The 17,055-nt window shown below is 51.7% G+C and carries 17 protein-coding genes and 1 riboswitch; of the genes, 6 read left to right on the forward strand and 11 right to left on the reverse strand.

Annotation, left to right across the window (positions count from 1 at the left end; translation table 11 throughout):
- Positions 1-360: 360 nt before the first annotated feature.
- On the forward strand, positions 361-2,046 hold the full coding sequence (locus ABD892_RS16050) for a wax ester/triacylglycerol synthase family O-acyltransferase (protein WP_345196924.1): 1,686 nt from the start codon (positions 361-363) through the stop codon (positions 2,044-2,046).
- Positions 2,047-2,173: 127 nt separating this feature from the next.
- On the opposite strand, the gene ABD892_RS16055 is transcribed toward ABD892_RS16050, so the two are convergent.
- On the reverse strand, positions 2,174-2,737 hold the full coding sequence (locus ABD892_RS16055) for a DUF2505 domain-containing protein (protein ID WP_345196926.1): 564 nt from the start codon (positions 2,735-2,737) through the stop codon (positions 2,174-2,176).
- 134 nt (positions 2,738-2,871) lie between these two features.
- Here ABD892_RS16055 and ABD892_RS16060 point away from each other — a divergent pair, with 134 nt between their 5' ends.
- On the forward strand, positions 2,872-3,213 hold the full coding sequence (locus ABD892_RS16060; RefSeq protein ID WP_345196927.1) for a phasin family protein: 342 nt from the start codon (positions 2,872-2,874) through the stop codon (positions 3,211-3,213).
- Positions 3,214-3,252: 39 nt separating this feature from the next.
- Here the strand turns inward: ABD892_RS16060 and ABD892_RS16065 are convergent, their stop codons facing one another.
- The 4 genes from ABD892_RS16065 to ABD892_RS16080 all read right to left on the reverse strand — a co-directional run bounded on the left by ABD892_RS16065 (position 3,253) and on the right by ABD892_RS16080 (position 8,356).
- Entirely contained in the window at positions 3,253-4,689 is a 1,437-nt protein-coding gene (locus ABD892_RS16065) for a wax ester/triacylglycerol synthase family O-acyltransferase (protein WP_345196928.1), read from the reverse strand.
- Between the two features lie 213 nt (positions 4,690-4,902).
- Positions 4,903-5,667, reverse strand: coding sequence for an alpha/beta hydrolase (locus tag ABD892_RS16070; RefSeq protein ID WP_345196930.1), 765 nt, complete (start codon positions 5,665-5,667; stop codon positions 4,903-4,905).
- Positions 5,668-6,179: 512 nt separating this feature from the next.
- The gene (locus ABD892_RS16075; protein WP_345196931.1) at positions 6,180-7,616 is read right to left on the reverse strand and encodes a HAMP domain-containing sensor histidine kinase; all 1,437 of its coding nucleotides are present in this window, start codon (positions 7,614-7,616) and stop codon (positions 6,180-6,182) included.
- Complete coding sequence (locus ABD892_RS16080) at positions 7,616-8,356, reverse strand: response regulator (protein ID WP_345196933.1); 741 nt, start codon at positions 8,354-8,356, stop codon at positions 7,616-7,618. The genes ABD892_RS16075 and ABD892_RS16080 overlap by 1 nt, the downstream gene beginning before the upstream one ends.
- Positions 8,357-8,611: 255 nt before the next feature.
- Between ABD892_RS16080 and ABD892_RS16085 the strand changes: the two genes are divergently transcribed.
- On the forward strand, positions 8,612-9,064 hold the full coding sequence (locus tag ABD892_RS16085; protein ID WP_345196934.1) for a hypothetical protein: 453 nt from the start codon (positions 8,612-8,614) through the stop codon (positions 9,062-9,064).
- Positions 9,065-9,150: 86 nt separating this feature from the next.
- Here ABD892_RS16085 and thiH read toward each other — a convergent pair whose 3' ends face one another.
- From thiH to ABD892_RS16105, 4 genes are all read right to left on the reverse strand, one after another.
- Positions 9,151-10,263, reverse strand: coding sequence for a 2-iminoacetate synthase ThiH (gene thiH / locus ABD892_RS16090; protein WP_345196935.1), 1,113 nt, complete (start codon positions 10,261-10,263; stop codon positions 9,151-9,153).
- Positions 10,260-11,027, reverse strand: coding sequence for a thiazole synthase (locus ABD892_RS16095; RefSeq protein ID WP_345196936.1), 768 nt, complete (start codon positions 11,025-11,027; stop codon positions 10,260-10,262). The genes thiH and ABD892_RS16095 overlap by 4 nt, the downstream gene beginning before the upstream one ends.
- A 59-nt stretch (positions 11,028-11,086) precedes the next feature.
- Positions 11,087-11,287, reverse strand: a complete 201-nt coding sequence (gene thiS, locus ABD892_RS16100) for a sulfur carrier protein ThiS (RefSeq protein ID WP_345196937.1) — start codon at positions 11,285-11,287, stop codon at positions 11,087-11,089.
- An 82-nt stretch (positions 11,288-11,369) separates the two neighbouring features.
- The gene (locus ABD892_RS16105; RefSeq protein ID WP_345196938.1) at positions 11,370-12,380 is read right to left on the reverse strand and encodes an amidohydrolase family protein; all 1,011 of its coding nucleotides are present in this window, start codon (positions 12,378-12,380) and stop codon (positions 11,370-11,372) included.
- Between the two features lie 206 nt (positions 12,381-12,586).
- Here ABD892_RS16105 and ABD892_RS16110 point away from each other — a divergent pair, with 206 nt between their 5' ends.
- A complete protein-coding gene (locus tag ABD892_RS16110; RefSeq protein WP_345196939.1) occupies positions 12,587-13,360 on the forward strand; it encodes an HpcH/HpaI aldolase family protein in 774 nt (257 codons plus the stop codon).
- Between the two features lie 53 nt (positions 13,361-13,413).
- Positions 13,414-13,567: riboswitch (molybdenum cofactor riboswitch) on the forward strand.
- Complete coding sequence (moaA, locus tag ABD892_RS16115; RefSeq protein WP_345196940.1) at positions 13,556-14,536, forward strand: GTP 3',8-cyclase MoaA; 981 nt, start codon at positions 13,556-13,558, stop codon at positions 14,534-14,536. Its footprint overlaps the riboswitch before it by 12 nt.
- Before the next feature lie 42 nt (positions 14,537-14,578).
- Here moaA and ABD892_RS16120 read toward each other — a convergent pair whose 3' ends face one another.
- Entirely contained in the window at positions 14,579-15,076 is a 498-nt protein-coding gene (locus tag ABD892_RS16120) for a lactoylglutathione lyase family protein (RefSeq protein ID WP_345196943.1), read from the reverse strand.
- Between the two features lie 101 nt (positions 15,077-15,177).
- On the opposite strand from ABD892_RS16120, the gene ABD892_RS16125 reads away from it, so the two are divergent.
- On the forward strand, positions 15,178-16,065 hold the full coding sequence (locus ABD892_RS16125; protein ID WP_345196941.1) for a LysR family transcriptional regulator: 888 nt from the start codon (positions 15,178-15,180) through the stop codon (positions 16,063-16,065).
- A 119-nt stretch (positions 16,066-16,184) separates the two neighbouring features.
- Here ABD892_RS16125 and ABD892_RS16130 read toward each other — a convergent pair whose 3' ends face one another.
- The gene (locus ABD892_RS16130) at positions 16,185-16,910 is read right to left on the reverse strand and encodes a sensor histidine kinase (RefSeq protein WP_345196942.1); all 726 of its coding nucleotides are present in this window, start codon (positions 16,908-16,910) and stop codon (positions 16,185-16,187) included.
- Positions 16,911-17,055: the final 145 nt, after the last annotated feature.

A 17,055-nucleotide genomic window follows, 5' to 3' on the forward strand; every position in this document is an offset into this window, starting at 1 on the left:
ATCAGGGGATTTTATACGAAAAGACTTGGGCTCTGGGGTTTTCAGGCCGATTTCTTAGCTGTGAACTCGCGGATTCAGGTATTGAATTAACCCTTCATGACAGCCGAGCACCGTGCTTGCTTCAAACCGGTGCTCTTGTCGCCTAGTGTACCGATGTTTGTCAGTGGTGTGTATGGAAACTGTGTGTCCAGTCTGTTTTCCGTTAATCCATGCATCTCAGTGTTTATTCTGTGACAAGTATCGCGGTTTCGGTTGACGCCTGTTTTTTTTGACATGAAAATTGCAAACCAATTTTTTCATCCGTCAATAAACACGCGACAGGTAGCAGGAAGTCACCAGCGTCGCACAAGGCAGGAGCCTATGGAGCAGCTATCCGCACTTGATACCGCATTCCTTAACCTGGAAACAGGCAGTACACCGATGCATGTCGGTTCTCTTGGAATTTATGATCAGTCCACCGTCCCGGGCGAAAAACTCGGTTTCAAGGATATCATCCGCTATTTCGAAAGCCGTCTGCCGAAAGTGCCAGCACTGCGTTCGCGCATGGTTGATGTGCCTATGGGGCTGGATTATCCGTACTGGATCTCTGATCCCGATTTCGACATTGAATTCCATCTGCGTCATATTGCTCTGCCGCACCCCGGCGACTGGCGGCAATTGTGTATCCAGGTGGCGCGTCTGCATGCCCGTCCGCTGGATATGGGGCGTCCGCCGTGGGAAATCTACGTGATTGAGGGGCTGGACAAGATACCTGGCCTGCCGGAAGGCAGCTTTGCGATTGTCAGCAAGGTGCATCATGCGCTGGTCGATGGTGTTTTTGGTGCACAGTTGATGGCAGCTATGCACGATCTTGGTCCAAACACCAAGATCAACCTGCCCGATAAGCCCTGGATCGTGGATCGTGTACCGACCGGCGTTGAGTTGTTGAGTCGCGCGGCGTTCAACAGTGTTCGCAATGTGATGAACAAGGGGAAGGTGTTGGGACGCTATGCGCTGCCTGCAGCGACCAATATCGTTAAGAAAAAGCTGAGTGGTCAGAGTTGTAATCTGTTCAGTGCGCCAAAAACCCGTTTTAATGACCGGGTCAGTTCGCACCGCGTTTTCGAGGCCGTGTCGTTTGATCTGTCCGAGATCAAAAAGGTCAAAAATGCGTTGCCGGGCATCACCCTGAATGATGTGATGGTGAATATCGTGGCCGGTGCTCTGCGTCGCTACCTCAAGAGCAAGGGGGAGCTACCGGAAGAATCCATGACCGGCATGCTGCCGATTTCTGTGCGCCCCGATGCCAAGCAGAACCAACAGGGTAACCAGATCTCGTTCATGTTCCCGAAGATCTATACCGATATCGAAGATACGGTTGAGCGGTTGCAGGCTATCCATAAGGCAACAGCCGCAGGTAAAGATACCAATGAACAGTTTGGTGGCGGCCAGGCGCTGGAATCTGCCGCCCTGTTGCCGACGACAGTGACCAACCTGATCATGCGTTCGCTAGTAAAGTACAACGTCACCAATTATGTGAAACCGTTGTTCAATACCGTGATCACTAACGTACCCGGTCCCCAGCTGCCGCTGTACCATGCGGGTGCCAAACTGGTCAGCTTCTATGGTAGCGGTATCTGTTATGACACCATGGGCTTGTTCCATATCCTCTTCAGCTACAACGGCAACATCACCATCAGTGTGACGTGCTGTCGTAACATGATGCCAGATCCGGCCTTCTATGCGGATTGCCTGCGCTATTCCTTCAAGGAAATGCAGAAAGCACTGCTGGGAGAGACCAAAAAGACGAACGTGGTCACACCGATCAAAAAAGCATCCGACAAGAAGGTTGCAGATTCTGACACGAAGGTTGCCAAGCCTGTAGCTACGGAAGCAAAGACAACAACTGGGCGTTCAGAAAAAGCTGCTACCACCAAGCCGGTTGCAGAAAAGAAATCCACTGCGCGTAAAAGCGTGCGTAAAAAATCTGCAACAACGTCGTCAGTAGAGGAAAAACAAACGGAATCCTCTATGGAGAATGACGTCGCTAAGGTAAAAGAATCGTAAAAAATAAAAGAGGGCTGTATTAGCCCTCTTTCTTTATATGCTGAACACAGCTGATTGTTACGTTTGATTCGGCTGTTTTTGTTCCATTGAATACCGTATTCCTTTATTCAATGGATTATTTTTGATTTTATTTCTCGGATGTGCTGCGAATATATTGATATTCACTTTCCATTTGCTGTTCAGTATTTTGACCAACAAATTCGGCTAATGCTTTTCCAACCAATGGCACGCTACTGTTGATTTCAATCTCGACGATATTAACACAGCCATTTTCTTCTGGTTGGAGTGTCATATCGCCGTTGATTTTGACGGGAACGCCATCGATATCAATACGCAGTTTGCAGGAATAGCTGCCATCACTGTTCTTGTTCCAGTTTTCACGCTGGCGGACACGGTTCCATTCGCCGGCGAATTTTTTCAGCATTGCAGGGATTTCATCGCCAACAGGGACTTCGCGACGACTGTCGATGGTCAGGGTGTCCGGACCTGTAGTGAGATCCTTGATACGAAACTTTCTGGATCCTAATGCTTCGTATTTGTCATTTACCGTTTTTTCGGATGCAAAGAATGCGTAAATATCTTCTACGGAAGCGGTGTATTGGTGTCTTGCAGTTACTTTCATTGTGGAGTCTGTTCTTTTGGTCAGGATTAACAGGTTGTTTTTCAGGCTTATTATATCGATGAGATTCATTGAATGTCATTTCAATAGCGCTTTTTTTCTTACTGAATACAAAGATTACATATGTTTACGTGTGTGATAGCAGTCTATATAATTCGAAGCGCAGTACAGGCAGTAATTTAAAATGATACAGGGGAGTAATGAATATGTACGAGAAAATCTGGCTTGCGGGTCTTGGAGCATATGCCCGTTATGAGAAGCTGGGCCAGGAAGGCAAAAAGTTGTTTGAGGAATTGGTTGAAGACGGCGAAGATGTCCGTGATCGCGCCAATGACAAGGTCGAAGAGCTGAAAGGCAAGGCCAAAGACAAGATCAATGAAACCATTGCCAAGCTGAAAGAGATCGTTCGTCTGGAAAAAGACGACGACGTTCAGGATCTTTCGCACCAGATTGAAGAACTGAGCAAGGCGGTTAAAGCGCTGGCCGCTGCTGAAAAGAAGACCAAGGCTCCTGTTCGCACGACTGTAGCAGCCAAGAAAGCGTCCTGATTTTTTAGCCGGCGACTCAGCCGGCTTTTTTCTTCCGCTCTATGCACCTTCCTCTATAGGTTCTACGGCTATAACTGCGTTTTGTAATTTTTCAAACGACTGCTGCAGGCATTCCATATAAAACGCCGGATCCGGCATCATGTTGCGACAGGCTGTCACAGAAATAGCAATATTGCCGTTGTAACTGAAGGCGGTATGGGCAAGGCCGACAGTGTCATAAACCATATCCAGCCCGTAACTGGCCACCATTCGTGCGCCGACGTGGTACAGCGGTATATGGGGCCCCGCCACACTACTGATAAAAGTATTAAACAGTGGGTGCGCATGGCGGGTGGTCTGATAGGTGACCGCTGCCTTCAGTGACATATCCGCCAACGTGTTGGGGAAGAGTTTGGCGGCATCATCGGCGATCTGCCAGTCCAGCCAGGTAGACTGGTTACGGGCCCGATCCATATGGGCGGCAATACGTTCCAGGCGTTCCAGAGGGTTCGTGATCTCGGTGAAGAGTCGTGGGAACACATAGGAAAAATGGTGTACGCGTTTTTCGTTTGTCTTGGCGGGACGGTCGGGCACCGGGAAGACGGCGCGCAGTGACTCATCCGGTAATTCACCCTTGGCGCGCAGGTAACTCCGCAAACCACCGGCAATAATAGCGATGATGACATCATTGAAGCGAGTTTGCGGGCGGGCATCGCGAATCGCCTTGATAGCCATCAGGGGGAAGGTGATGCCATCAAATGAGCGATGGAACGAAATCCGCTCATTAAAGCGGGTGCGCGGGGCGTAACGGATGCAGGACTTTCGGGTCAGACAGTTTTTCAGTAGCCCTTTGGTGAGAGGCACTGCATAGCGTTGTGCGACATGGGCATAACTACCCAGTATCTTGACCCGGTTGACCGCTGCACGGCTGAGCAGTTCGACACTGGTAGGAACCCGTTCAACGGTCAACGGGCGATCCGGCATCTGCGTTATGGTGCCACTGTCCAGGTCGTGCAGTGCTGCCAGTAGCTGGCCGCCGATTTCACGATCCATGATGGCCCGGTGTACTTTGGTAAGGATCGCAAAGCAGCCTTTGGGCAACCCTTCGATATTGTCCAGTCCTTCGATGATCGTGGCTTCCCACAGTGGTCGGTTCAGATCCAGCGGTCGGGCATGAAGGCGTGCAACCTGGATGCACAGTTGACGCCAGTCCCCGGGTTTTGGCAGGGATATATGGCGCAGGTGATACTCAATATCGAAGTCCGGGTCTTCAATCCAGTAGGGATAATCCAGGTTAAAGGGAACCTTGACTGTGCGCAGCCGTAAGGGGGTCAGTTTATGCAGGCGCGTTTTGAAGGTGCGTATGATTTCCTTAAAACGAACCTGACCGGATTTGCTGGTCTTCTGGTCATAGATACAGAGCAGACCTACATGCATGGGGGTACTGCTGCTCTCCATATGGAGAAAAAGATTATCTTGTGGTGAGACCTGGTACATGGCGGTCAATCGTTCCCGGTAAGAAGCACCTTGTTATTTCTGAAGCGTACCGGATCACGCGCAGTTTGCGCTGACCTGGATTAATGTTCGTACGCCTCAGCGGGATCTGGAATGCAACGTCCTGCTGTCGGGGGTGCTGGCTGTCGCTGAACGTGAAGGGATAATAAGTAACTGCTGCCGCCATTGCCAGTATTTATACATAATGCAGACGTTTCAGGTCAGCAGACGCAGGGTGCCTTCATCCATACGCTTCCATTGGTTGTCAGGCATGGCGAGTCGGTCTGCCATAACATACAGGGCGCGGGGATTGAAAATGATGCCGAGGTGACTGGCCCCAACGGCAATGTTTTGCGACAGCTCAGTTTCATCCACTTTGGCGATCTGCCAGGCAACCACGCCATCCTGCTTGGTATAAATGGACGTGAAGGCCACACCGGGAACCGGGTGGCGGATTTTTTCCACCCGCTCTGCCAGCTCTTCCTTGCTCATGTTGCGACCGAAAATCTTGATGTAGATGTCCCACAGGCTGGTGTTTTCCATGGAGCCGCCAATCGGGCTGGCAAGCGTGATGACCTGGCGGATCATTTCAGGGTGCTTGCGGGCGACTTCCCTGGCCAGAACGCCGCCCAGGCTCCAGCCCACCAGGCTGATGCGGTGGCCGGATGTGAGGTAGAGCTCCTTGACCCGTTCGGATAACAGATTTTCGATATCGCGACTGCCGGTAGGGCCAAGATTGACGCCCAGTTTCCAGGGTTGTGCGTTATACCCGAATTTTCGGAGTTGCTTGCGCAGGAATGCGGTGGCAGGATCGCTGGTCATAAAGCCAGGCAATACCATGACCGAGTGGCCATCGCCCTTGGGGGCCCTGTTAAGCAGGGAGCGCTCTTTAACCAGGCTGGCGACATCCTTGACTGCGCGTATGGCGTCCAGAGCGGTGTCCAGCTTGCTTGGCACTTTGATGGCTTCTTGTTTGCTCATGCTACTGCCCGATTATGTTTCTGTTGCCTGCGATTGCTGTCCTTAACCTGCAGGTCCTGACTGCTTTTCCCTGAAACGTTGCCTTCGTACCGAGCACCCGTCTTATATTGAATGATGGTACGAATTTAGGTGCAGTAAGTTCAAGTATATAACAATCCTTTGAGTAAAAGTTGGCTATTATGCAGGATTGTTTTTTTATCGACGTCAGTGTAACAAGCTGTACCTTGTTATAAGTGTTGTATGAACAGAAATGAACAGAAATCCTGTGTCGTTTATAACGGTATGGCAGTAAGGTAAAACAAATCTGTTTAAAAGGTGAGCAGTTTGTCAGCAGGCTCGTGATTTCTGGGGATTGCATTGAATTTCAAAAGTAAACAACAGGCTTATCCACAATTTCTGTGGATTATGGGGTAAGCGATATTGCACGCGATACAGGGTGAAATACCTATTGCTGGCTATAGTCGCCCCATAATGTTCCTGTTTTTTTGTGTGTCTGAAGATGTTTGTTGTTTCTATTCTCCGGGCAGTGTGACTGTGACCTGAAGACCCGGGTTAAGATTCTTTAGTGTAATATTGCCACCATGATTGTGGATAATGGTACGGGTAATTGCGAGGCCAAGCCCTATCCCCCCCGTGTCGCGATTGCGTGAGCTTTCCAGTCGGTAAAATGGTTCGAAAACTTTCTCCGTCATCGCCTCGGGAATGCCTGGGCCTTTGTCAATGATGGTCAGACGGATGCCCTGATTGTCATGGCTCAGCGAGACATCGGCAGATTCACCGTATTTGACGGCATTTTCGACCAGATTACGGATCGCCCTCGTCAGGCTGACAGGGCGGCAGGACAACACGGCATCCGGGCCTTCATGAAAGGTGACCGGCATCCCGAGCTCTTCCAGATCATCACAGATACTGGCTGTCAGGGCATTGATATCCACACGACGAGTGTCTTCCTGCTTGGCGGCTTCCCTGGCAAAAGAGAGCGTCGCTTCCGTCATGGCCTGCATTTCTTCCAGTGTGGCAAGTAATCGCTCTTTCTCCGGAGAATCTTCCAGCAGCTCTATCCGCAATCTCAAAGTGGTAATCGGGGTTCGCAAATCGTGTGAGAGTGCTGCAAGCATACGGGTGCGGTCAGCAACAAAGCGTTGCAGACGTTCATGCATTCGATTAAATGCATGAATCGTCTGACGAATATCCTTTGGACCCCGTTCTTCAATGGCTGTGACGGTTTCGCCCAGGCCAAGACGGTTGGCTGACTGGGTCAGCTCTCCCAGGGGCCGGGTGATGCGCCTGACCATCAGAATAATCACCAGCATCAGCATTAGACCACTGAGTAGCAGAAACAGGCCGGTTTGCCGGGCGACCAGCGGCGGAATGGATGGCGTTCTGGCTGAGAGGTTTAACCATTGCCCATCATTCAGCTGGATGGAGAAATTCACAAAAGGTGTAGCAGGTTTGCCTGAGTGAGACTCAAACCGCCGGTGTGAAGGGTTCCTGCAAGTACGACTACTCTTATTAGCCCATTCATCTGGGTTCCTTCTGTGGCTGGGATGCATGCAATGGGGTTTGCCATAGCGACTTAACCAGGCGCGTACGCGTCCACGGTATGGTTCACCCAGTTCCCGGCTGAGTTTGGCGATAAACCGCTGATCCAGTCGTGACTCGGCGTCTTCGGGAATATGGCTGTTGCTGGCCAGCCAGAACGTGGCCGGCGCCGTGCTGGCAGCCTTGACCATTCGGCTGTGATAAACCTCCGGTGTTTCATCCAGTAAACGGGTCAGGATGATAGTGCGCTGGATCAGTTGCAGTTCGCTGGCATCGTAGATCACATTGCGGTGCGCGCTGGAGAGCACCCAGAGGCTGATCGCCTGGGCTGACAGCAGCGTGATAAGAACGACAATGACCATCTGTCCGGCCAGACTGGATGGCCACAGTCGTTTAAGAAATGCCATTACTGTTCCGTGACCTCGGGCGTAAACATGTAACCACCGCCCCATACTGTTTTGATTAACGTTGGGTTGCGAGGATCCTCCTCAATTTTCTTTCTCAACCGGCTGACCTGGTTATCGATGCTACGGTCAAAGGGCATGGCCTCGCGCCCCTTGGTGAGATCCAGCAGTTGATCCCGACTCAGCACGCGGCGTGGATGGTGAATAAAGGTGGTCAACAGGCGATGTTCAGCCGTGCTCAGCGGTAATACGACGCCTTCCCGGTTTTCCAACTGGCGCTGGTGAACATCCAGCACCCAGCGATCAAACAGGAGCCGGTTACTGTCTGTTTCAGGCTGTGGTTCAGCGGCCATGCGTTGCGCCCATCGCAGTACTGCCTTGATACGGGCCAACAGTTCCCGGGGGCTGAAGGGTTTGGTGACATAGTCATCAGCACCCATTTCCAGTCCGACAATCCGGTCGGTCTCTTCGCCCATGGCCGTCAGCATGATGATCGGTGGTCCATCCTGCTCCCGGACGTGACGGCACAGGCTCAGGCCATCTTCCTCAGGCATCATCAGGTCCAGCACGATAAGGTCAATACCACCTTCCTTGAGGATACTGCGCATCGTCCGTCCTCCGTCGGCCAGACTGGTGCGATAACCGTGCTGCTGCAGGTAGCGGCCCAGGAGATCACGAATCTCGTGGTGGTCGTCAACCACTAAGATATGGCCTGAGGTGTCTGTGTGTCCCGGATGATCCATGGCATTGGTCTTCTGTCTTACGTAACTGTGCCCATTATATTCTCTTGAGACAGGCGTAAGCTGTATCAAAATGTCGCAGAATGTCGTTAACCAAAACCGGGTTGTCACACTTTTAGACAATAAAGTCAGCGGCTGGGATAAATCGGTTACACCGTGGCGGTTTAATTGTTGCTGTCGAGGGATGGCGAATTGCGCTGGTTGGTAAGCCGGTGTCAATCCATCACATAAAACAAGCAGCATGAGAAGGTGATACGTATGAAAAAGCAAACTTTAGCACTGGCTCTGGCGGCAATCATGGCTTCAGGCTCTGCCATGGCATGGCAGGGTGAGAATGATGGCAACCATTGTAATGTTCGTGGCTATCACAAGGGTATGTCCGGACATCATGGCAAGGCCATGATGGATCGTGAATATACAGCCGACGAAATCCGTACCCTGATGGAGGCAAGACTACTCCAGCGAGGGAATGACAAGGTTGAGGTCGGCAAAGTGACAGCGACGGATGAAGGGTACACGGTCACCATCGTGACCAAGAACAAGAAGGATCTGGTCAGAGAACTTGAGCTGGGTAAAAACGGGATTCCTCTGAAAAAACTGAAGATGTGGGAAGAGCGGCAGGCGCGCAAGCAGGCGGATGGCAAGCCGCTGGCGGCCTCTTCTCTTTACCAGATGATTCCGCCCACTGTCGCTGAAAAACTGCAGTCATAAGACCGCTTGTAGTAAAGGCAAATGATAGGGATTGCCTGGCGTATTGGGCGAGAGCATGTCTTGTCCAATACGGCCAATTGCCTGCATCAATGCGTGCGTAACTCGTGATCTTTCCAAACCACTTCCAGATTGCTCGCTTTAATCATGGCGGCGACTTCCGATGCCGAGCGATTGTCATCAATCGCAAACTGCTCCAGGGCTTTCTGCTCCGGGTCAGCATAGCCCCCAGGCTGTGTAGAGGACGCTGCACTCATGGTCGTAATGCCGAGATTCACCACATGGTTCCTGAATACCTGTGATTCACGGGTTGAAAGTGACAGTTCCACCTCGGGCGCGAACAGGCGCCATGCACAGATCAATTGCACCAGTTGCCGTTCGTTCATCAGGGAGCGGGGTTGCTCTTCGCCTTCACAGGGGCGAAGGCGAGGGAATGAGATGGAGTACCGTGTCTGCCAGTAGTGGCGCTGCAGGTAATCCAGGTGTGTAGCGGTGAAGAAAACATCGGTACGCCAGTTTTCCAGGCCAATGAGGGAGCCGATGCCGATCTTTTTGATACCCGCTTTACCGAGGCGGTCAGCGGTTTCCAGGCGGTAAAAGAAATCCTGTTTGTTACCACGCAGATGGTATTGGGCATAGGCGCTCTGGTGGTAGGTTTCCTGGTAGATCATCACCGCGTCCATGCCAAGACTGATCAGCTCTTCATACTCGAGCTGTTCCAGTGGCTGTACTTCCATGCTGATATGGGCGAAATAGTCTTTCAGCAAGGGGAGGGCTTCGCGGAAATAGGGCATCCCGACCGTCCCTGGCGCCTCACCGGTCAGAAGTAGAACATGCTCAAAGCCCATCTTGCGGATCGCCTGGGCTTCCCTGTGCAGCTGTTCCGTTGACAGAGTGACCCGGCGGATATGATTATCCAGGCTGAAACCGCAATAGGTGCAGATATTGTTGCACTTGTTGGACAGGTAGAGAGGGACATACAGTTGAATGGTTTTACCAAAACGTTGGCGGGTCAACCGGTAGCTTTCCTGGGCCATTTCCTCCAGAAAAGGTTCTGCTGCCGGTGAAATCAGCGCCATGAAATCCTGCAGGTTTCGCTTTCTGGCCCGCAGCGCCCGCTGAACATCCATCGATGTTTTCTGGTATATCTGCAGCTTAAGGTCTTCCCAGGCAAGCTGCCGAAAAACATCACTAAAGCTCATAGGTCCAGAAATCCTGTCAGTGGGCTGGTGGCAGCGGCCTCCAGGCGGCGACCGCCCAAACCGCTTTCGTAGGCTTGGCGCCCGGCTTCCACAGCCTTGCGGAAGGCATCAGCCATGCTGATTGGGTCACCGGCGACAGCGATGGCGCTGTTGACCAGTACAGCGTCGGCGCCCATTTCCATGGCTTGTGCTGCATCGGACGGGCTGCCGATACCCGCATCCACAATCACCGGCACACTGCTTTGCTCAATGATGATTTCGAGGAAATCCCGGGTGCGGATGCCCAGGTTGCTGCCAATAGGGGCTGCCAGGGGCATGACGGTAGCGCAGCCGGCATCTTCCAGCCGTTTACAGATGACTGGGTCGGCATGCACGTAAGGGAAGACAATAAAGCCCAGTTTGACCAACGCTTCTGCAGCTTTCAGGGTTTCCACCGGGTCTGGCATCAGGTAGCGGGGATCCGGGTGGATTTCCAGTTTGAGCAGTGGTGTCTGCAGGGCTTCACGGGCCAGTTTGGCCGCAAAGACGGCTTCTTCTGCGGTGCGTGCGCCAGAGGTGTTGGGCAGTAGTCGAACATCGCAGGCCTGCTGCAGTGGGCCTAGGATATCGTCCTCTTGCTGTTGCAGATCAACCCGTTTCATGGCCATGGTGACCAGCTCTGTGCCAGACGCTTTGACGGCATCGACCATGGTCGTTTGGTCGTTGAATTTACCGGTGCCCAGTAACAGGCGGGATGTGAAGGATTGATCCGCAATGGTCAGCATGGATGGTCTACTTAATGTTATAGAAAGAGAGAGGTGTTCGATGTTTTGACTAAGCGTCATCAGCCGCCGGCAGTTGCCTTGATGACGATGACCCGATCACCGTCACACAGGCTCTGTCCGTCCCACAGGCTGCGACTGACAATATCTTCGTTGACCGCCACGGCAATGCCATTGCCTTCTATGGCGAGATTGGTAAGAAGCTGACTCAGGCTGAGTGTTTCTTCGCTGAGATAGGGTTCGTTATTGACCGTAATCTTCATGGCTATTCCGGCGGGGTAAATAACCCTGCATTGTATGGTCTGTACCGGGAGAATTAAACCGATGTTCTGAAGGGGCTTTTGCTCATCGGTTGCGTGGTAGCAGATCAAGGAAGTTTTCCCTGGCGACTTTGCGTGCGACGGGTTCCGGCAGTGCATCCAGAAATGGCTGAAAGTCGTCCATGGTTTTTGGAAGGCTGTCAAAGCGACCCACAAGGTCAGATCCCAGCATGAAACGATCAGGGTAGTGTTTGACCATCTTCACCCAGGCCGGGTCTGGCGTGCCCTCTTTTTTATAGATCAATTCTTCAGCCGTCCAGGAAAGCAGAATGTAGAGATTGTTGTGATCTTTTAACAACTGTTTCACCAGTGTTGGAAGAAAATCCATGTCATTACGGCGTATGGTGGTTGAGCTGGTTCCGGCATGAGCCCAGATGAATGTTGTGTTGGGATTCTGGGTCAAGGCTTCTTTCAGTTCTTTCAGATAAAGAGGACGATCTTCTCGGGCGGAGGTGATATTGGTATGCAGTAATACAGGCAGGTGGTGTTTGGCAGCCAGCCGGTAAACCCGGTGCATGGCTTCATGGTTGGCGCGGGGTTTTTCGCCTTCGGTCAGCGCGGTCAAGTCATCATGGCGGGTGAGCACTTCACCAATCCCTTGCCAGAAGGCGGGACGCCATTGCAGCATGCGATCAATATGATCCACCGCGTTCAGGTCGGTGGGGTTAAAGCCGCTAAGAAAGGGATGGAACCGTTTTTGCTGTTCTTTGGGGAGCCCTTCAATGGCGCGTGCTACCAGCTCATCGGTCGCGGCATACCAGTACACGGGGCTATCATCCCCCTGGTAATAGCGTGGACGTTCTGGTGCGGTCTCTTTCCACTTCTTGGTGACAGCCATGCCGGTCAGCATGGTGTCGGTGACATCGGCCTGGTCCATGGCGTTTAACAGTTTCTCCATGCCGTCACTTTCCTGCATGAAATTGACGTAGTGCATTTCGGCATCGGCCAGTGGGTAAGGGGAATCTTCTTCTGCCAGGCAGGTTGTTGGAACGCTGAGCGATAGTGCCAGAAGGGGTGCGGCGAGTGATCTATTCATTAGCACGGTTCCATGGGCGATTTCTGCAGAGGATAGCGGCAAATGAGCCCGTTTGAAGGGTATACCCGGAAAGATCCTCAGTCAGCCGCTAATGTTCCTGTTATTCGAATGTCGATAATGACTGCTGAATTCTATGTTTTTCCCGATAACAGGTTCAATGAGACGACTAAAATGGCGTCTTTCATGCAGGATCAAGGGGGCTGGGTATGATGAAAACGGTCAGAATCCGGGAGCAGTGGGGCAATGGCAGGGCCGCCATGAACAGTTGGTTAACGCTGCCATCCGCATTAACAGCAGAAATGGTTGCGCAACAGGGATTTGACGCACTGACCATTGATATGCAGCACGGCGCTATTGGTTACGAAACCGCGTTGTCGATGTTGCAGGCGATTGCAACCACGCCTGCAACGCCCTTGGTGCGAATCCCCTGGCTGGCACCTGACATGGCGATGAAGATGCTGGATGCCGGTGCATGGGGCATTATCTGTCCAATGATCAATACTCCGGAAGAGGTGGAGGCGCTGGTGCGTTATTGTCACTATCCGCCAGCCGGTGAGCGAAGCTTTGGCCCGCTGCGGGCAGAAACTTGTTACGGGGCGGATTATCCTGTACTGGCCAACGATTATGTCCTTCCCATCGCAATGATTGAGACCCGTGAAGCACTGGCTAATCTTGATCGTATTCTGCAGGTGCCGGGCCTGGGGGGGGTTTATATCGGCCCCTATGATCTCTCGTATGCACTGGGATGCCAGCCTGCGCCAGATACTTATGAGCAGCCGGTGCTGGATGCCATTGGTCATATTCTGGCAAGGGCGCAGCACTATAACGTCCCGGCTGGGATGCATTGCCTTTCAGCGGAGTATGCCGTGGCAATGGCGCAGAAGGGGTTCCAACTGGTGACCGCCGGCAGCGACAGCGGCTGGTTGCAGCAAGGGGTACAAGCAGCGCAATGTCTATTGCGCAAGGCCGGTCTGGCCTGACGCTATTTCACAATAGCTTCTTCTATCCAAGTCGCGTTATGATGCGTTTGAGACATAACAATGAGCGCCGAGCTGTTCTGCCTAAATACCTGATACAGGTACAGGGTTCTACAGCCGTGGCTGTCAGCATTTGTTGACCTGCCGCCAGGGCCTGAGAAGAAATTCTCTGGCCTCCCGATCTTGGAAAGGTGTTCCATGACCGTATTGCAAGACCGTCAGGGACGGACATTTCCCTATTTGCGCCTGTCAGTCACTGACCTGTGCAACTTCCGCTGTAACTACTGTCTGCCGGATGGCTGCCAAGACCACCATCATGGTGATGCGTTGACGTTGCCCGAAATTCGTCGTCTGGTGACGGCGTTTGCACGCCTGGGTACCGAAAAAATCCGCCTGACCGGTGGAGAGCCTTCGCTGCGGCGCGATTTCACCGACATTATCCATACCATAAAATCTGTACCGGGTATTCGAAAAGTAGCTGTTACCACCAATGGTTACAAGTTGCCGCAGCGTATAGATGGCTGGCTGGATGCAGGGTTGGATGCCTTGAATCTCAGTGTCGACAGCCTTGATCCGCGCACCTTTCAGGCGATTACTGGGCATGACCGGCTTCAGGAGATCCTGACCGGTATGCAGAAAGCCTTTGAGCGTGGCCTGACGGGAGCGAAGGTCAATGCGGTATTGATGCGTGGTCTGAACGACGGTGATCTGGATCGCTACCTTGACTGGATCAAGGTGCAGCCGGTCAGTGTGCGTTTTATCGAGCTCATGGAAACCGGCGACCACCGTGAATTCTTTCAGCAACACCATGTGTCTGGAACGGTCATTCGTGAACAGCTGGTGGCACGGGGCTGGACAGAAGTCATACGTCTTGCTGATGCAGGTCCTGCCCAGGAATTCTGTCATCCGGATTATCAGGGGCGAATCGGTTTGATCATGCCCTATTCACCGGACTTTTGTCGTCAATGCAACCGGCTGCGTGTCAGTGCCACCGGTCAATTGCAATTGTGTCTTTTTGCGGATGGCGGTTACGACCTGCGCCCGTTGCTTCAGTCTGATGATGATCTGGAGGCGCTGGTTGCGGATATTCGCCGACAGTTGAACTTTAAGCAGGATGGGCACTTTCTGGAGCATGGGTATACGGGGACTACGCGGCAGTTGGCACAGATTGGTGGTTAAGTGTTGGCTGCCAGTCAGTAGGAGCTGGCAGCCAGGCGGTGCTTAGTAAGCACCAGTGCTATACGTCAGTTCGTAGCTATGGCTGTAGATTTCCAGAATATTGCCAAACGGGTCTTCCATATACACCATTCGGTAAGGCTTCTCGCCCGGATAGTATTCCCGCACCGGCATCCGCTGCTTACCACCGGCCTCTACAATTCGTGCAGCCAGCCCTTCTACATCAGGATCCTGGACACAGAAGTGGAACACGCCGCTTTTCCAGTATTCAAAGTTGTCTTCACGCTGCACTGCATTGTTGAATTCAAACAGTTCCACGCCAATCCGGTCGCCGGTTGACAGGTGGGCGATGCGGAAACGCTCCCAGCCCGCACCAAAGACGTCGGTGCACATCTGGCCGATGGCAGAGTCATCTTCAGTGATTTCTGTCGGTTTCATGATCAGGTACCAGCCCAACACCTGTGTGTAGAATTCTACGGCTTTGTCCAGATCGGTGACTGAAATACCGATATGGGAAAATGTGCGTGGATAAGGCGTCATAATCTGTTCTCTCTCATGTGTTTTTAAAATCGATGGGCAGAGTGTATAAACGCCGTTTTAAATAGTTAAATTATCATTTGGACTGTTTTTGATAATAACTTGTTATGGTTAATCTTCTTTGGTTGCAAACCTTCTGTGCGCTGGTGGAAACCGGTCATTTCACGCGAACGGCCGAGAAGCTGGCCATGACCCAGCCGGGTGTCAGTCAACATATCCGTAAGCTGGAAGACTACTACGGGTGTGTATTGTTGAATCGGCGTGGCAAGCAGTTTGATCTCACCGATGCAGGACAGCAGGTTCACCGGCAAGCCCGGCAGGCGCTGGCGATGCTGGGTGAGCTGGATCGCAGCGTCCGGACAGACTCCCCCTGGGAGGGCGTGATTCGAATTGCTTCCCCAGGGAGTCTTGGGCTGAAGTTATATCCGGCTTTGTTGGACTATCAGCGGGCGCATCCGGGGTTATCGATGGATTATGTCTTTGCGCCTAATGACAGTGTGGAGCAGTCATTGGTTGAAAACCGGCGGGACCTGGGATTTGTGACGCGTACCAGTACGCGAGCAGAGCTTAGCTGTGTGCCGATAAGCAGTGAGCCGCTGTTGCTGGCGATGCCTGCTGGGGGTGGGGCTGTCACCTGGGAAGCACTGGAAAGGCTGGGGTTTATTAATCACCCGGATGGTGCACACCATGCATCCCTTTTGCTGGGCGCCAACTTTCCCTGTTTTGAACAGATTAGCCAGTTTACACAGCGCGGATTCTCAAACCAGATCGGACTGATTCTCGAGCCGGTGAGTCGAGGCCTTGGGTTTACCGTATTACCCGCTCATGCGGTGGCGGCATTCCCGCAGCAGGCGAGCATTGCCGTGCATCACTTATCAAATCCTGTGAGTGAAACCCTTTATTTGCTTAAGCGCCGGTTTCAGCAGGTGCCTCAACGGGTGGAGATGATCATTAATCATATTGAGGGGCTTTTGGCAGAAAAAAGGTTTGAGTAAATTGCGCATGCATAGGTATTTTTATTTCTGATGGCTTCTGGTTGCAAAAGCTGAATAAACCGTTTTTGTGATTAATACAACAGAGGGCTTTGTGAAGCCTTGTTTTTCTTCTGATTGTTTTATAAGTCAAACTCAATATAAAAAACACTTCCTTTAGTCTTATTGTTTTCAAAATTAATGCGCCCGCCCAGGTTTGTTATGATTTTTTTGCAGATATAGAGGCCAAGGCCTGCTCCTTGGGCTGAGCGTGTGGAGGATGAGTCTGCCTGGGAGAATCGTTGAAAAATTTTCTCTTTGAAATCGTCAGGGATGCCTGGTCCTTGATCAATTACTTCTATTCTTAATTTTTTATCTTTCGCTTGAGTGCGTATGATGATATCACTGTTTTCAGGGGAGAACTTGGCGGCATTCGATACGAGGTTTGTGATCACCTGATCCAGTCTGGCTTTGTCAGCGTTAATTTTTACGCCTGTGGCATTACCATCAAAAACAATGTTTGAATGGTGCATTGTGCAGTAGACAGACTGGTTTTTCGTAAGTTCTTTAATGAATTCGTCGACATTAATGGTGGTGATGTCAAATGTGATTTTGTCTTCAGCCAGTTTTTCCACATCCAGAATATCATTCACCAGATGGCTGAGTCGCTCACTGTTTTTATGTGCAATATCGAGTATGTTTTGTGTTTCTTGTGGCAGTTGGTGAGAGAGTTTTTGGGCAATTCCAAGGGCCCCTTTAATTGAGGTCAGTGGGGTTCTGAGCTCGTGGCTGACTACGGCGAGAAATTCTGATTTTATTTTGTTTGCTTTTTCTAAATGGCTGTTTTTTTCTTCCAGTTCTTTGTTCATTTGATCTGCGTAGTTTAAGGCGAGTCGGTTCATTCTGGTTAGGAATAAAAAAAGTCCGAATAATAGACCTTAACTCCCGCTTAACGATCTGAAGAAGTAAGGCTAAATTGAATGAAGAGAGCGTCCCCTGTGCTCTTCAGGCAAA

Source organism: Kistimonas scapharcae (genome assembly GCF_039540975.1).
Taxonomy (GTDB): Bacteria; Pseudomonadota; Gammaproteobacteria; order Pseudomonadales; family Endozoicomonadaceae; genus Kistimonas; species Kistimonas scapharcae.

Coding starts and splice junctions, on each gene's coding strand:
- ABD892_RS16050 (WP_345196924.1), top strand. CDS start 361: ATGGAGCAGCTATCCGCACTTGATACCGCATTCCTTAACCTGGAAACA.
- ABD892_RS16055 (WP_345196926.1), bottom strand. CDS start 2,737: ATGAATCTCATCGATATAATAAGCCTGAAAAACAACCTGTTAATCCTG.
- ABD892_RS16060 (WP_345196927.1), top strand. CDS start 2,872: ATGTACGAGAAAATCTGGCTTGCGGGTCTTGGAGCATATGCCCGTTAT.
- ABD892_RS16065 (WP_345196928.1), bottom strand. CDS start 4,689: ATGTACCAGGTCTCACCACAAGATAATCTTTTTCTCCATATGGAGAGC.
- ABD892_RS16070 (WP_345196930.1), bottom strand. CDS start 5,667: ATGAGCAAACAAGAAGCCATCAAAGTGCCAAGCAAGCTGGACACCGCT.
- ABD892_RS16075 (WP_345196931.1), bottom strand. CDS start 7,616: ATGGCATTTCTTAAACGACTGTGGCCATCCAGTCTGGCCGGACAGATG.
- ABD892_RS16080 (WP_345196933.1), bottom strand. CDS start 8,356: ATGGATCATCCGGGACACACAGACACCTCAGGCCATATCTTAGTGGTT.
- ABD892_RS16085 (WP_345196934.1), top strand. CDS start 8,612: ATGAAAAAGCAAACTTTAGCACTGGCTCTGGCGGCAATCATGGCTTCA.
- thiH (WP_345196935.1), bottom strand. CDS start 10,263: ATGAGCTTTAGTGATGTTTTTCGGCAGCTTGCCTGGGAAGACCTTAAG.
- ABD892_RS16095 (WP_345196936.1), bottom strand. CDS start 11,027: ATGCTGACCATTGCGGATCAATCCTTCACATCCCGCCTGTTACTGGGC.
- thiS (WP_345196937.1), bottom strand. CDS start 11,287: ATGAAGATTACGGTCAATAACGAACCCTATCTCAGCGAAGAAACACTC.
- ABD892_RS16105 (WP_345196938.1), bottom strand. CDS start 12,380: ATGAATAGATCACTCGCCGCACCCCTTCTGGCACTATCGCTCAGCGTT.
- ABD892_RS16110 (WP_345196939.1), top strand. CDS start 12,587: ATGATGAAAACGGTCAGAATCCGGGAGCAGTGGGGCAATGGCAGGGCC.
- moaA (WP_345196940.1), top strand. CDS start 13,556: ATGACCGTATTGCAAGACCGTCAGGGACGGACATTTCCCTATTTGCGC.
- ABD892_RS16125 (WP_345196941.1), top strand. CDS start 15,178: ATGGTTAATCTTCTTTGGTTGCAAACCTTCTGTGCGCTGGTGGAAACC.
- ABD892_RS16130 (WP_345196942.1), bottom strand. CDS start 16,910: ATGAACAAAGAACTGGAAGAAAAAAACAGCCATTTAGAAAAAGCAAAC.